This is a genomic window from Sphingomonas sp. S1-29, from assembly GCF_026167545.1.
Taxonomy (GTDB): Bacteria; Pseudomonadota; Alphaproteobacteria; order Sphingomonadales; family Sphingomonadaceae; genus Sphingomonas.
The window spans coordinates 1,387,102-1,401,737 of the sequence record NZ_CP110678.1 but is presented as its reverse complement, the minus strand read 5'-3'; the positions used below and the strand labels follow the sequence as shown (position 1 = coordinate 1,401,737).

Below are 14,636 nucleotides of genomic sequence, written 5' to 3'. Positions count from 1 at the left end.
GTGAAATGATGTTGCGCGGCGGCCACAGTCGTGGCCGCCGCTAGCCTTGCCTGTCCTAAGTCAATCGCGCCGGATCGGCGGGCGTATAGCGCGGCACGATCAGGTGGATCACGAGCAGCGCCAAAAGATACGCGCACGACGCGACGATGAAGATCGGCTGGTAGCTGCCCAGCGTCTCGAGGATGTTGCCGGCGAAGCGCGCCATCAACATCCCGCCGATCGCGCCCGACAGGCCGCCAAGCCCCACCACCGACCCCGCCGCCCAGCGCGGCAACAGATCGCCGGGCAGCGCGTAGAGATTGGCCGAAAAGCCCTGATGCCCCGCGCAGGCCAGCCCGATCAGCAGCACCGCCCACCACATCGAGGGCACTTCGGTCGCGAAGGCGATCGGCACCGCGCACAGCGCGCAGGCGAACATCGCGGTCTTGCGGCCGCGATTGATGCTCGCGCCGCGGCCGATCAGCCGCGACGAGAACCAGCCGCCCGCCACCGATCCGACATCGGCGAGCAGATAGATCGCGATCAGCGGCGGGCCGAAGGCGAGCATCGTGACGCCATATTGGCGGTTGAAGAAGTCGGGCAGCCAGAACAGGAAGGTCCACCACACCGGGTCGATCAGGAAGCGGCCCGCCATATACGCCCAGGTCTGGCGCTGGCGCAGCAGCTTGCTCCACGCGACGGCGCGCGTCGGCTCGACCGGATCGCTCTCGATGAACGCCAGTTCCTCGGCCGAGACGCGCTTATGTTCCTGCGGCTTGCGGTAGAAAGCCAGCCACGCAACCAGCCAGATCACGGTCAGCAGCCCGGTGAGGATGAACGCCATCCGCCAGCCCATCGTCACCGCGATGATCGGCACGATCAGCGGCGTCAGGATCGCGCCGATATTGCTGCCGGCGTTGAAGATCCCGATCGCCAGCGCGCGCTCGCGCTTGGGAAACCATTCGTTGGTCGCGGCGATCGCGGCGGGGAAGGTGCCCGCCTCGCCGATCGCCAGCGGGATCCGCGCGAGGATCATGCCGCCGGTCGAGGTGAAGAAGATGTGCGCGACATGGCCGATCGTCCAGATCGCCACCGCCATCGCATAGCCGATCCGCGCGCCGACCTTGTCGATCAGCCGCCCGAAGACGACGTACGAGATGCCGTACGCCGCCTGGAACCAGATTGCGAGATCGGCATAGCCGGTCTCGGTCCAGCCATAGCGCCCCTGCAGATCGGGCTTGAGCGTCGGCAGCACCAGTCGATCGACATAGCTCAGCACGACGGCGAAGAAGAGCAGCGCGCAGACGATCCAGCGGACATTGCCCGATGGCTTCGGCATCGCCGCGGCGGTTTCGGCGGTGTTGCTCACCAGTCGTGCATCGTGCCGTCTTCGCGCCGGTTCACCGGCAGATAGGCGCGGCTATATTCATAGCCCGCCGCAAGTTCCTCGTCGATGTCGACGCCCAGCCCCGGCGCATCGCCCGGGTGCATCGCGCCGTCGGCGAAGGTGTAGGCGTGCGGGAAGACCGCGTCGGTCTCGGGCGTGTGGCGCATATATTCCTGGACGCCGAAATTGGGCACCGACAGGTCGAAGTGCAGCGCGGCGGCCATGCAGACCGGCGACAGGTCGGTCGCGCCGTGGCAGCCGGTCTTGATCTGGTAGAGATCGGCGAGCGCGGCGATCCGGCGCAAATGGGTGATGCCGCCGGCATGGACCACGGTGGCGCGGATATAGTCGATTAGCTGGTTCTCGATCAGCGCCTTGCAGTCCCAGATCGAATTGAAGATCTCGCCCACCGCCAGCGGGCTGGTGGTGTGCTGGCGGATCAGCCGGAACGCGTCCTGGTTCTCGGCGGGGGTCGCGTCCTCGAGCCAGAAGGGGCGATAGGGTTCGAGATCCTTGCCGAGGCGCCCGGCCTCGATCGGCGTCAGCCGGTGATGGATGTCGTGGAGCAGATGGACGTCCCAGCCCAGCGCCTCGCGCGCCGCCTTGAACAATTCGGGCACGACGCGGAGATATTTGCTGGTCGACCAGACATTTTCGGTGGGCAGGTCGGCATCGGCGGGTTCGTAGAAATAACGGTCCTTCGACACGCCATAGGTCGATGCCATGCCGGGAACGCCGCATTGCAGCCGGATCGCCTTATAGCCCTGCTGCTGATATTCGAGCGCGGCCTCGATCGTGTCGTCGATCGAGCTGCCGTTGGCGTGGCCATAGACCATCACGCTCTCGCGGCTTGCCCCGCCGAGCAGCTGGTAGACCGGCAGGCCGGCCAGCTTGCCCTTGATGTCCCACAACGCGGTATCGACCGCGGCGATCGCCGACATCGTCACCGGGCCGCGCCGCCAATAGGCGCCCTTGTACAGATACTGCCAGACATCCTCGATCCGGTGCGCGTCGCGACCGATCAGGCAGGGGATGACATGTTCGCTGAGGTAACTGGCCACCGCCAGCTCGCGGCCGTTGAGCGTCGCGTCGCCGACGCCGGTGGTGCCATCGTCGCATTCGATCTTGAGCGTGACGAAGTTGCGGCCGGGGCAGGTGATGATCACCCGGGCGGCTGTGATACGCGGCATCCAGCATCCTCTCATATTTCAGGTCGAATCGATATGATTCGCCGGGATTTTGGCGACTGATGATCGCCCCTTTATTGATAGCGCTACCATGGTATAGCCCCTGTCTGTCAATGCCGGCCACGCACGAGCCGGCGAATCGGAGCGGATAAATTATGCAGCGATCGCTGACGAAATTCGGACTGGCCCTTGCAGCAACGCTGAGCGCCACCGCCCCCGCGCAGGCCGAAGACGGCTATGATCTGTGGCTGCGGCACGCGCCGCTTCCCACCGCGCAGCGCCTCGCGGTCGATCCCTATGCCGGCTGCGTCGCCGCGGCGCAGCGCGCGACCCAGGCGACGATCGCGATCGCCGCGCGCGAGATCGAAACCGCGATCGACGCGATGACCGAAAAGGCCGCGCCGCGCGATTGCACCGCCTCGACTCCTGCTGCCGCACCCAGCCATGGCGTGATGATCGGCACGCGCGACGATCCCGCGATCGCCGCGCTCGGACTGCCGCTCGCCAAGGCGGGCGATGAAGGCTTCGTGATCCGCAGCATCGAGCGCGACGGGCGCAAGTTGATCGTCGTCGCCGCCAATCGTCCGGTCGGGGTGTTGTACGGTGCGTTCGCGCTGCTGCGCGAGCTCCAGACCGGCACCGCGATCGATGCGATCGACGTTGCCGAGCAGCCCAAGGTCGATCTTCGCCTGCTCAACCATTGGGACAATCTCGATCGCACCGTCGAGCGCGGCTATGCGGGCCAGTCGATCTGGGACTGGTGGAAGCTGCCCGACGTCAACGACCAGCGCTATACCGACTATGCGCGCGCCAACGCATCGATCGGCATCAACGGCGCGGTGCTCAACAACGTCAACGCCAAGCCCGACAGCATGACCGCGCCGTGGATCGCCAAGGCCGCCGCGGTCGCCGATGTGCTGCGCCCCTATGGCATCAAGGTGTATCTGTCGGCGCGCTGGTCGACCCCGGTCGAGCTCAAGCAGACCACGACCGCCGATCCGCTCGATCCCGCGGTGGCGGCGTGGTGGAAGGCCAAGGCCGACGAAATCTATGCCGCGATCCCTGATTTCGGCGGGTTCCTGGTCAAGGCCAATTCGGAAGGCCAGCCGGGGCCGCAGGATTACAAGCGCACCCATGCCGAGGGTGCCAACATGCTCGCCGCGGCGGTCAAGCCGCATGGCGGTATCGTAATGTGGCGCGCCTTCGTCTATTCGGAGGCCGATCCCGACGATCGCGCGAAGCAGGCCTATTCGGACTTCAAGCCGCTCGACGGCAAGTTCGCCGACAATGTCATCGTCCAGGTCAAGAACGGCGCGATCGATTTCCAGCCGCGCGAACCCTTCCACCCGATGTTCGGGACGATGCCCAAGACTCCGCTGATGATGGAGTTCCAAATCACCAAGGAGTATCTCGGCTTCGCGACGCACCTCGCCTATCTCGCGCCGATGTACGAGGAGGTGCTCGACGCCGACACCTTCGCCAAGGGCAAGGGATCGACCGTCGCCGAGGTGATCGACGGATCGCTCGAGGGCCACACGCTCAACGGCATGGCGGGGGTCGCCAATATCGGCAGCGACCGCAACTGGTCGGGGTCGATCTTCGACCAGGCCAATTGGTACGCCTTCGGTCGGCTCGCCTGGGATCACCAATTGTCGGCGGACGCGATCGCGCGCGAATGGGCGAAGCAGACCTTCACCCCCGATCCGGCGTTCGTCCAGCCGGTCACCGCGATGATGATGGGGTCGCGCGAAACCGTCGTCGATTACATGACCCCGATGGGGCTCGCGCACCTGATGGCCACCGGCCACCATTATGGTCCGGGGCCGTGGGTGTCCGATCTGGCGCGCCCCGAATGGAACCCGGTCTATTATCACCGCGCCGACAAGGACGGCATCGGCTTCGATCGCACCGCAAGCGGATCGAACGCGGTCGCGCAATATATGCCGCAGGTCGCGCGTCGCTTCGCCAGCCGTCGCAGCGTCGACGACAAGGATCTCTTGTGGTTCCACCATGTCGGCTGGGACGAGAAGATGAAGTCGGGGCGGACGCTCTGGGCCGAATTGCTGCACCGCTATGATCGCGGCGTTGCCGGGGTGGGCGACATGCAGGCGCGCTGGGCGACGCTCAAGCCCTTCGTTGATGCGCCGCGCTTCGAAGAGGTTACCCAGTTCCTTGCGATCCAGCAGCGCGAGGCCATATGGTGGCGTGACGCCAGTATCGCGTATTTCGCGAGCGTTTCAGGCCGGGCGTTGCCGACGGGCGTCCAGCCCCCAGCGCATGATCTCGAATATTACAAGGCCATCGAGCATTCCTATGCCCCTGGCCATCACTAAGACTGTAACGGAGAAGCATCTATGAAACTTACCGGCGATCTATTTATCGGTGGCGAACGCCGCCAGTCGACCGAAAGCTTCCGTGCTTATGATCCCTCGAAGGGCACCGAGATCGACGATGCGTCGTTCTTCGGCGCGACCGAGCAGGACGTCGCCGACGCGTGCGCCGCTGCCGAGGCGGCATTCCTGCCCTATTCGAGCGCACCGATCGCCGACCGCGCCGCGTTCCTCGACGCGATCGCCGACGAGATCGAAGCGCTGGGCGACACGCTGGTCGAGCGCGCCTGCCGTGAGAGCGGGCTGCCGCCTGCGCGCATTACCGGCGAGCGCGGGCGCACTGCGGGCCAGATGCGGCTGTTCGCCAAGGAAATCCGCGACGGCCAGTGGCAGAAGCTGCGGATTGACCATGCCGACAAGCAGCGCACCCCGCCCAAGCCCGACCTTCGCCTGCGGATGATCGCGCTCGGCCCCGTCGCGGTGTTCGGCGCGTCGAACTTCCCGCTCGCCTTCTCGACCGCGGGCGGTGACACCGCCGCCGCGCTTGCCGCCGGTTGCCCGGTGGTGATGAAGGGCCACAGCGCGCACCCCGGCACCGCCGAGCTGATCGCCACCGCGATCGAGCGTGCGGTCGAAAAGACCGGCATGCCCAAGGGCGTGTTCAGCCTGGTCAACGGCATGTCGCGCAAGGTAGGGCAGGCGCTGGTCGCCGATCCGCGGATCATGGCGGTCGGCTTCACCGGATCGCGCACCGGCGGCGAGGCGCTGATGAAGATCGCCGCCGAGCGTCCGCGGCCGATCCCGGTTTATGCCGAAATGTCGGCGATCAACCCCGTCGTGCTGATGCCCGAAGCGTTGAAGGCACGCGGCGCGGCGCTTGCTGAGGCCTATGTCGCCAGCCTCGGCATGGGTGCGGGCCAGTTCTGCACCAATCCCGGTCTGGTGATGGCGATCGACGGCCTCGAGCTCGACGCCTTCGTCGCGCGTGCGGGCGAAGTACTGACCGGCCAGGCGGCGCAGGTGATGCTCACCTCGGGCATCTACCAGGCGTTCGAGGACGGCAAGGCCAAGCTCGAGGGCAGCCCCTTCGTGACCAAGGTCGCCGAGGGTGCCGAGCCCGCCGGCCCGACCCAGGGTCGCGCTGCGCTGTTCAGCGTCGCAGGCAAGGACTTCCTGGCCGATCCGGTCCATCTGCACGAGGTGTTCGGTGCGTCGTCGGTGGTGGTGCGCTGCGCCAACCTCGACGAACTGCTGAGCGTGTTGTCCGAGCTCGAAGGCCAGCTCACCGCGACGCTGCAGATCGACGAGGGCGACTATGCCGATGCCAAGCGCGTGCTGCCGGTGCTCGAGCGCACCGTCGGCCGCATCCTGGCCAATGGCTGGCCGACCGGCGTCGAAGTGACGCACGCGATGGTGCATGGCGGCCCGTATCCGGCGACGTCGGATGGGCGTTCGACCTCGGTCGGCACGCTGGCGATCGATCGCTTCCTGCGCCCGGTGAGCTATCAGGACCTGCCCGAGGCGCTGCTGCCCGAAGCGCTGCGCGAAGGCGCGCAGGCCGGCGTGCTGACCCGCGTCGACGGCGCCTGGAAGCTCTGATCGACTGAACCCGCCCCCACTTGCCTCGCGGTCGCCAAGGCGACATCGTCATGCGATGGCAAGTGGGGGAGGGACTTCCCGATCGGCTGCGAACGATAGCCGGCGGTTGCGACGACCCTGCAAAGCCCCGGATCGTCGTCGGAGAGTAGCGTGAACAGCCTGCCTGAACCCCGGCCGCTTGCCGAACGCGAACCGGTCGCCGCCGACCGCTTCACCACCGACATCTTCGACCACTATGAGCCGATCGTGCTGCGCGGCCAGGCCGCGCATTGGCCCGCCGTCGCGGCGGCGCGCGAGGGGCATGAGGCGATCGCGCGCTATATCGCCGGCTTCGATACTGGTCGCCCCGTCGAGGTGATGGTCGGTGCCCCGACGATCGAGGGACGCTTCTTCTACCGCGACGACATGCGCGGCTTCAATTTCAAACGCGAGCCCGCCAGCGTCACCACGCTGCTGCGCGAACTCGTGCGGCTGGCGGCCGACCCGGCGGCACCCGCGCTCTATGCCGGCGCGGCGGCGGCGGGGCAGCATCTTCCCGGCTGGATCGAGGCCAATGCGATCGGCCTGCCGCTCGCCGGCACCACCCCGCGCGTCTGGATCGGTAACGCCACCCATGTCTCGACGCATTTCGACGCCTCGCCCAACCTCGCCTGCGTCGTCGCGGGCGAGCGGCGCTTCCTGCTGTTCCCGCCCGATCAGATCGCCAACCTCTATATCGGCCCGATCGACGTCACGATGGCGGGGCAGCCGTCGAGCATGGTCGATCCCTATGCCCCCGATCTCGATCGCTTCCCGCGCTTCGCCGAAGCGATGCGCCATGCGCGCGTCGCGGTGCTGCGGCCGGGCGACGCGATCTTCATGCCCGCCTTGTGGTGGCACAATATCCGCGCGTTCGGCCCGCTCAACGTGCTGGTCAATTATTGGTGGGACAGCGACCCGCGCGCCTCGCCGATGGGGGTGCTCGCGCACGCGCTGCTGGCGATCCGCGACCTGCCGCCGGGCGAGCGCGCGGCGTGGCGCGGGTGGTTCGACCATTATATCTTCGGCGATGCCGCCCCCGCTGCGGTCGACCACGTGCCCGAACATGCGCGCGGGGTGCTCGGGCCGGCGAATCCGGCGCGCGACGATCGGCTGCGGACCTTTCTGAAGAACGTGCTGCCGGGCTGAGCAATATGCGCGATCGGTCCATGTTGCGGACCGGCGTCAACGCTGATAGCGCTATCAGCATAAGCCGGATTGGGAGAGGTACATGCAGGTCAACTGGAGTTCGCAGGCATTGCCTGTCGATCACGCCGATGCGGTGCTCGCGGGCCGGGTGCTGACCCCGCAGGGGCCGGTGCCGGTGATCGTTCGTGGCGGCACGGTGGAATCGGTGATCGCGCATGCCGAGACGACGTCGGACCTGTTCGACATGGCCGATCCGACCGCGGTGTCGGGCGAAGCGCTCTGCGCGGTCGAGGATCTGGGCGCCGCCGGTTCGGACGCGCGCTTCCAGCTGCTCGCGCCGATCGACCTGCAATGCGTCAAGGCCGCCGGCGTCACCTTCGCGGTGTCGGCGATCGAGCGGGTGATCGAGGAGCGCGCGCGCGGCGATTCGGCTGCAGCATCGGCGATCCGCGCCGAGCTCGAAGAGAAGGTCGGCGGCGGTATCCGCTCGGTGGTGCCGGGCAGCGACGATGCTGCACGGCTCAAGACCGCGTTGATTGACGCGGGCATGTGGTCGCAATATCTCGAGGTCGCGATCGGCCCCGATGCCGAGGTGTTCACCAAGACCCCGGTGCTGTCGTCGATCGGCTGGGGCGGCGAAGTCGGCGTCCGGTCGGATTCGACTTGGAACAATCCCGAGCCTGAAATTGTGCTGGTCTCGGACAGCCGCGGTCGTACCGTTGGCGCGACGCTCGGCAACGACGTCAATCTGCGCGATTTCGAGGGGCGCAGCGCGCTGCTGCTGGGCAAGGCGAAGGACAATAACGCATCGTGCGCGATCGGGCCGTTCGTTCGGTTGTTCGACGGCGGCTTCACGATGGACGATGTCCGCAGCGCCGAGCTCGACCTGACGATCGAGGGGACCGAGGGCTATACGCTGACCGGGCACAGCTCGATGCGCGAGATCAGCCGCGATCCCGAGGATCTGATGCGCCAGGCGATGAGCGAGCATCAATATCCCGACGGCTTCGTGCTGTTCCTGGGCACGCTGTTCGCCCCGGTGCAGGACCGCGACGAGCCGGGCCGCGGCTTCACCCACAAGCAGGGCGATATCGTATCGATCCGCGCCGAACGGCTGGGGACGCTGGTCAACCGCGTCACCACGTCGAAGGCCGCCGCCCCTTGGGCCTTCGGTATCCGCGACCTGATGCGCAACCTCGCCGATCGCCGCCGCGCGGCGGCATGAACGACCTTCTAGACAGCGGAACCACCATGGCCGAAGCCGACATCAGTATCCCGAAACAACAGGCTGCACCGCAGGGCAACCGCGCAATCTACCCCAGCCTGCGCGGCAAGCGCGTGCTGGTAACCGGCGGCGGATCGGGGATCGGCGCGGGCCTGGTCGAAGGCTTCGTCGCGCAGGGCGCCGACGTTACCTTCTTCGACATCGCCGAGGCCGATTCGCGCGCGCTGGTCGAAGCGCTGGCCCCTGCCAAGGTGCGGTTCGAGCATGTCGATCTGACCAAAATCGATGTGCTCCGCGACACCATCGCGCGGCTGATCGCCGAGGAGGGCGCGTTCGACATTCTGGTGAACAACGCCGCCAATGACGACCGCCATTCGATCGACCAGGTCGACGAAGCCTATTGGGACAACCGCCTGTCGGTGAACCTGAAGCATATGTTCTTCAGCGCGCAGGCGGTGATCCCCGCGATGCGCGAACGCGGCGGCGGGGTGATCGTCAACCTCGGCTCGATTTCGTGGCATTTGGCGCTTGCCGACCTGACCTTGTACCAGACCTGCAAGGCGGCGATCGAGGGCATGACGCGCAGCCTGGCGCGCGAACTCGGCCCCGACGGCATTCGCGCCACCTGCGTGATCCCGGGCAATGTCCGCACCGAGCGTCAGCTCAAATGGTACACGCCCGAGGGCGAGGCCGAGATCGTCGATGCACAGTGCCTAAAGGGCCGGCTGCTGCCGCACGACATCGCGGCGATGGTGCTGTTCCTGGCGAGCGATGATGCCGCTTTGGTGACGGGGCACAATTACTTCGTGGACGCGGGCTGGCGGTGAGCGGCGTGGCGACAAGCGAACCGCGCAGCGTCTGGTCGCTCGGCGCGCCGTTGCCCGAAGGGCCGACCTGGGTCGCGCGCGACCGCGCCTTGTGGTTCGTCGATATCAAGGGCCGGTTCGTCCATCGCTACGATCCCGCCAGCGGGGACCGGCAGAGCTGGAACGCGCCCGCGCAGGTCGGCTTCGTGCTGCCGATGCGCAGCGGGGGCTTCGTTGCCGGGCTACAGACCGGGCTGGCGCGCTTCGATCCCGCAGACGGATCGTTCGCGCCGCTGATCGATCCCGAGCCCGACATGCCGGGCAATCGGCTGAACGACGCCACGATCGATCCTGCCGGGCGGCTGTGGTTCGGGACGATGGACGATGCCGAAGCGGCGGCGACCGGGCGGATATATCGCTATGACGGCAAGGATTGCGTCGCCTCGACCGCGCCGGTGTCGATCACCAACGGCCCCGCGATCAGCCCCGATGGGCGGACGCTGTATCATGTCGATACGCTGGGCGGCACGATCCACGCCTGCGCGCTCGCCGCCGACGGTACGCTGACCGACATGCGGCTGTTCGCGCAGATCGACCCCGCAGACGGCTATCCCGACGGCCCGGTATGCGACGCCGAAGGCTGCGTATGGATCGGCCTCTACAATGGCTGGGGCGCGCGGCGCTATTCGCCCGCCGGCGAACTGCGGGAAACCGTTCGCTTTCCGGTGAGCGCGATCACCAAGCTCGCCTTTGGCGGTCCCGATCTGCGCACGGTATTCGCGACCACCGCCGCCAAGCATCTCGATGCCGCGGGGCGCGACCGCGAACCGCTAGCGGGCGATCTGTTCAGCTTCACCGTCGACGTGCCGGGGGTGGCGGGGGTCGAGGCGGCGTTCTAAGCGCCGGGCGATGATCCACGCAGGACGAGCATGAACTTCTTCAAACCGCTGTTGGCCGGCGCCAACTTCACCGACCGGCTGATCGGCTGCCTCGGCGCGACGATCGGCATCGCGCTGACGATCGTCGTCACCGGCGGCTTGCCGCTGACCAGCATCGATTTCCCGCTGATTGTCGCGCCGCTCGGCGCATCGGCGGTGCTGGTGTTCGGGGTGCCGTCGAGCCCGCTGGCGCAGCCCTGGCCTGTCGTTGGCGGCAACGTCATCTCGTCTTTGGTGGGGGTCGCGGTGTATCGGCTGATCCCCGATATCACGATCGCGGCAGGCGTCGCGGTGGGGGCGGCGATCCTGGTCATGTCGCTGCTGCGCTGCCTGCATCCGCCCGGCGGCGCCGCGGCGCTGACCGCGGTGATCGGCAGCGAGGGCATCCATGCCGCGGGCTATGGCTTCGCGTTCGCGCCGGTCGCGATCAATTCGATCGCGCTGGTGGCGGTGGCATTGCTGTTCCACCGCGCGACCGCGGGCAATTACCCGCATGTCCCGGCAGCGGTGCCGGTGTCGCGGCTCCAGCATGCCGATATCGAGGCTGCGCTCGAGGATATGGACGAGAGCTTCGATATCGCGTCAGAGGATCTGGAAGCGCTGCTCGCGCACGCCGAGCGCCACGCCGCGAAGCGCCAAGCCAAGCGCTGAGGTTTCGGGGCCGGCAACCTACCCCATCCGTTCGCGCTGCGCTTGTCGAAGCGCCGTACTTCTTAGGCGTGCCGGTCGCTAAGTAAGGACAGTGCTTCGACAAGCTCAGCACGAACGGGGAGGGGGCGGGGTGGTCCCGCTATCCCCGCTTAGTGATTATGCCGCGGCGGCTTTTCCGACGTTCCGCGATATTTCAGCGCCATTTCCATCACGCCGCCCTCGGCGAGCTGCCCCGTCTTTTCGCGGTACAGTTCCTCCCAGGGCGTGTTGCTGGCGGGCACGGGCGGTGCCGGCTCTGCCTTGCGGCGTTCGATCTCGGCGGGCTCGACCAGCGCGTTGCACTCGCCGCGGTTGAGATCGACGCGCACCCGGTCGCCGGTGCGCAGCCACGCGAGGCCACCGCCGCCCGCGCTCTCGGGCGAGGCGTTGAGGATCGAGGGGCTGTCCGACGTTCCCGACTGGCGGCCATCGCCCAGCGTCGGCAGGCTCTGGACGCCGCGCGCCAGCAGGGCGTCGGGCGGCTGCATGTTGACGACTTCGGCCGACCCCGGCCAGCCGAGCACGCCCGCGCCGCGGATCACCAGGATGCAATCCTCGTCGATATTCAGCGCAGGATCGTTGATCCGGTGATGATAATCGTCCGAACCGTCGAACACGATCGCTCGACCCTCGAAGATATTCTCCTCGCCGGGGCGTGACAGATAGCGCGCGCGGAAGGCGTCGGAGATCACGCTGGTCTTCATGATCGCGAAGTCGAACAAATTGCCCGTGAGCACCAGGAAGCCCGCGCGCTCCTTGAGCGGCGCGTCATAGGGCCAGATGACGTCGCGGTCGCGAGTCTCGCGCCCGGCGACATTCTCGGCCAGCGTGCGGCCGGTGACCGTCGGCACGTCGCCGTCGATCTTGCCCTTGGCGAGCAGCTCGCACAGCACTGCGGGCACGCCGCCGGCGCGATGGAAGCGCTCGCCCAGATATTTGCCCGCCGGTTGCATGTTTACCAGCAGCGGCAGGTCGTAGCCGACCATCCAGTCCTCGGGCGTGATGTCGACGCCGGCATGGCGCGCCATCGCCATGATGTGCGGCTGCGCGTTCGACGATCCACCGATCGCGGTGGTCAGCGCGATCGCGTTGAGGAACGCCTGGCGGGTGAGGATCGACGAGGGGCGGATGTCTTCATACGCCATCTCGACCGCGCGGACGCCGGTTTCATAAGCGATCTGCCCGCGCTCGCGATAGGGGGCGGGGATCGCCGCGCAGCCGGGAAGCGACAGCCCCAGCCCTTCGGCGATCGCGTTCATCGTCGATGCGGTGCCCATCGTGTTGCAATGCCCTGCCGACGGGGCCGAGGCGGTGGCGGCATCGAGGAATTCGTCCTCGGTGATCTCGCCCGCGCCCAGCTTGCGCCGGCTGCGCCAGATGACGGTGCCCGAACCCACCAGTTCGCCATCATGCCAGCCATCGAGCATCGGTCCGCCCGACAGCACGATCGCGGGAATGTCGACGGTCGAGGCCGCCATCACCTGCGCGGGCGTCGTCTTGTCGCACCCGGTGGTGAGCACCACCGCGTCGATCGGATAGCCGTTGAGGATCTCGACCAGCCCGAGATAGGCGAGGTTGCGGTCGAGCGCCGCGGTGGGGCGGCGGCAGTTTTCGAAGATCGGATGGAGCGGAAACTCCATCGCGATCCCGCCGGCATCGCGGATCCCGTCGCGCACGCGCTTGGCGAGCTCGACATGGATCCGGTTGCACGGCGCGAGGTCCGACCCCGATTGCGCGATCCCGATGATCGGTCGGCCCGAGCGCAGCTCCTGCGGTGTGATGCCGTAGTTCATGAAGCGCTCGAGATAGAGCGCCGCCATGTCGCTGCGCCCGGGGGCGGCAAACCATTCGCGCGATCGGAAGGGACGGACCGGAGTGCGCATCAGCCTTCCATATTCTCGAGCTCGACGCCGCGCGTTTCGTGCACCGCACGCATCACGAAGAAGTACGAGATCGCCGCGCTGATCGCGAAGAAGCTGTAGGTGACGACCAGGCCGATATTCGCGGCCGCCCAGGGGAAGCTGACCGAGATCGCGAAGTTGGCGAGCCACTGCGCGAGGCCGGCGAAGGCGAGCGCCGAACCGCGGATCTGGTTCGGGAACATCTCGCCCAGCATCACCCACATCACCGGGCCCCAGCTGACGTTGAAGAAGATGACGTACAGATTGGCGGCGATCAGCGCGATGATGCCCCAATTGCCCGGCAGGCCGACGCTGCCATCGGCTGCCGTCACCGAGTTCGAGAAGGCGAAGGCGACGGTGCCGAGCGTAACGGTCATGCCCGCCGAACCGATCAGCAGCAGCGGCTTGCGCCCCACCTTGTCGATCACCAGCACGGTGACGAGGCAGGCTAGGATCGACAGCGTGCCCGACACGATGTTGATCAGCAGCGCGTCGCTCTCGGAGAAGCCGACCGACTGCCACAGCACCGCGCCATAATAGAACACGACGTTGATGCCGACCATCTGCTGGAAGATCGCCAGGCCGATGCCGACATAGACGATCGGACGCACCTTGCCGGTGGTCTTGCTGATCAGGTCCGACAGGCGCGGACGATGCTGGTCCGAGCTCAGCGAATCGCGGATCTCGACGACCTTGCGCGACCCTTCGTCGCGGCCGAGCAGCTTGACCAGCACCGCTTCGGCCTCGGCTTCGCGGCCCTTGGCCATCAGGTAGCGCGGGCTTTCGGGGATCGTCAGCAGCGCGAGCAGATACACCAGCGCAGGGATGCCCTGCAGCCAGAACATCCAGCGCCATGCTTCATAGCCGTACCAGAATTCGGCGGTCGATCCGCCGGCGACCGACGCCAGCGCCCAGTTGGCGACGAACGCGCCGGTGAGGCCGGTGATGATCATGATCTGCTGGATCGAGGCCAGCCGGCCGCGGATCGCGGCGGGGGTGACTTCGGAAATATAGGCGGGCGACAGCACCGATGCCGCGCCGACGCCGAGGCCGCCGATGATGCGCGCCAGGATGAACCAGCCCGACGAACCCGCGGCACCCGCGAGCAGCGCGCTGACGAGGAACAGCACCGCCGAGATCATCATGACCTTGCGGCGACCCATGATGTCGGCAAGCCGGCCGGCGCCGAACGCACCCGCAGCGCAGCCGATCAGGATCGCGCCGACGTTGAACCCGGTGCCGAGCTCGGACAGGTCGAACGCTGCCTCGAGCCCGTCCTGCGTGCCGTTGATGACGCCGCTGTCATAGCCGAACATGAAGCCGCCGATCGTCGCCACCGCAACGATGGCGCCGATGAACCCTATATTCGCGCGATTGCCTGCTGCCCCGTCCATGCCTGCTCCTGAATCCGTGCGCTCGCTGCGCCT

11 protein-coding genes are annotated in these 14,636 nt (G+C 67.0%); 7 read left to right on the top strand and 4 right to left on the bottom strand.

What is annotated here, in order from left to right; all coding sequences use genetic code 11:
* Window positions 1-55: 55 nt before the first annotated feature.
* On the bottom strand, window positions 56-1,318 hold the full coding sequence (locus tag OKW76_RS06510; RefSeq protein ID WP_265552811.1) for an MFS transporter: 1,263 nt from the start codon (window positions 1,316-1,318) through the stop codon (window positions 56-58).
* 26 nt (window positions 1,319-1,344) lie between these two features.
* On the bottom strand, window positions 1,345-2,556 hold the full coding sequence (manD, locus tag OKW76_RS06505) for a D-mannonate dehydratase ManD (RefSeq protein ID WP_265552175.1): 1,212 nt from the start codon (window positions 2,554-2,556) through the stop codon (window positions 1,345-1,347).
* A 152-nt stretch (window positions 2,557-2,708) separates the two neighbouring features.
* Between manD and OKW76_RS06500 the strand changes: the two genes are divergently transcribed.
* From OKW76_RS06500 to OKW76_RS06470, 7 genes are all read left to right on the top strand, one after another.
* Window positions 2,709-4,886 carry an alpha-glucuronidase family glycosyl hydrolase gene (locus tag OKW76_RS06500; protein ID WP_265552173.1) on the top strand — a complete coding sequence of 726 codons (2,178 nt, stop codon included), beginning with the start codon at window positions 2,709-2,711 and terminating at the stop codon, window positions 4,884-4,886.
* Between the two features lie 21 nt (window positions 4,887-4,907).
* On the top strand, window positions 4,908-6,482 hold the full coding sequence (locus OKW76_RS06495; protein WP_265552171.1) for an aldehyde dehydrogenase (NADP(+)): 1,575 nt from the start codon (window positions 4,908-4,910) through the stop codon (window positions 6,480-6,482).
* Between the two features lie 150 nt (window positions 6,483-6,632).
* A complete protein-coding gene (locus tag OKW76_RS06490; RefSeq protein ID WP_265552169.1) occupies window positions 6,633-7,649 on the top strand; it encodes a cupin-like domain-containing protein in 1,017 nt (338 codons plus the stop codon).
* An 82-nt stretch (window positions 7,650-7,731) separates the two neighbouring features.
* Window positions 7,732-8,874 (top strand): fumarylacetoacetate hydrolase family protein, encoded by a 1,143-nt coding sequence (locus OKW76_RS06485; protein ID WP_265552167.1) that lies wholly within the window; start codon window positions 7,732-7,734, stop codon window positions 8,872-8,874.
* A gap of 26 nt (window positions 8,875-8,900) precedes the next feature.
* The gene (locus tag OKW76_RS06480) at window positions 8,901-9,701 is read left to right on the top strand and encodes an SDR family NAD(P)-dependent oxidoreductase (RefSeq protein WP_265552810.1); all 801 of its coding nucleotides are present in this window, start codon (window positions 8,901-8,903) and stop codon (window positions 9,699-9,701) included.
* Window positions 9,702-9,706: 5 nt separating this feature from the next.
* Window positions 9,707-10,579: an SMP-30/gluconolactonase/LRE family protein gene (locus OKW76_RS06475; protein WP_265552165.1), complete on the top strand. Its 873-nt coding sequence runs from the start codon at window positions 9,707-9,709 to the stop codon at window positions 10,577-10,579.
* A gap of 30 nt (window positions 10,580-10,609) precedes the next feature.
* Window positions 10,610-11,269, top strand: a complete 660-nt coding sequence (locus tag OKW76_RS06470; protein ID WP_265552163.1) for an HPP family protein — start codon at window positions 10,610-10,612, stop codon at window positions 11,267-11,269.
* Between the two features lie 149 nt (window positions 11,270-11,418).
* Here OKW76_RS06470 and OKW76_RS06465 read toward each other — a convergent pair whose 3' ends face one another.
* On the bottom strand, window positions 11,419-13,191 hold the full coding sequence (locus tag OKW76_RS06465) for an IlvD/Edd family dehydratase (RefSeq protein WP_265552161.1): 1,773 nt from the start codon (window positions 13,189-13,191) through the stop codon (window positions 11,419-11,421).
* Window positions 13,191-14,603 carry a sugar porter family MFS transporter gene (locus OKW76_RS06460; protein ID WP_265552159.1) on the bottom strand — a complete coding sequence of 471 codons (1,413 nt, stop codon included), beginning with the start codon at window positions 14,601-14,603 and terminating at the stop codon, window positions 13,191-13,193. The genes OKW76_RS06465 and OKW76_RS06460 overlap by 1 nt, the downstream gene beginning before the upstream one ends.
* Window positions 14,604-14,636 lie beyond the last annotated feature (33 nt).

Coding starts and splice junctions, on each gene's coding strand:
- OKW76_RS06485 (WP_265552167.1), top strand. CDS start 7,732: ATGCAGGTCAACTGGAGTTCGCAGGCATTGCCTGTCGATCACGCCGAT.
- OKW76_RS06460 (WP_265552159.1), bottom strand. CDS start 14,603: ATGGACGGGGCAGCAGGCAATCGCGCGAATATAGGGTTCATCGGCGCC.
- OKW76_RS06465 (WP_265552161.1), bottom strand. CDS start 13,191: ATGCGCACTCCGGTCCGTCCCTTCCGATCGCGCGAATGGTTTGCCGCC.
- OKW76_RS06500 (WP_265552173.1), top strand. CDS start 2,709: ATGCAGCGATCGCTGACGAAATTCGGACTGGCCCTTGCAGCAACGCTG.
- manD (WP_265552175.1), bottom strand. CDS start 2,556: ATGCCGCGTATCACAGCCGCCCGGGTGATCATCACCTGCCCCGGCCGC.
- OKW76_RS06510 (WP_265552811.1), bottom strand. CDS start 1,318: ATGCCGAAGCCATCGGGCAATGTCCGCTGGATCGTCTGCGCGCTGCTC.
- OKW76_RS06480 (WP_265552810.1), top strand. CDS start 8,901: ATGGCCGAAGCCGACATCAGTATCCCGAAACAACAGGCTGCACCGCAG.
- OKW76_RS06470 (WP_265552163.1), top strand. CDS start 10,610: ATGAACTTCTTCAAACCGCTGTTGGCCGGCGCCAACTTCACCGACCGG.
- OKW76_RS06495 (WP_265552171.1), top strand. CDS start 4,908: ATGAAACTTACCGGCGATCTATTTATCGGTGGCGAACGCCGCCAGTCG.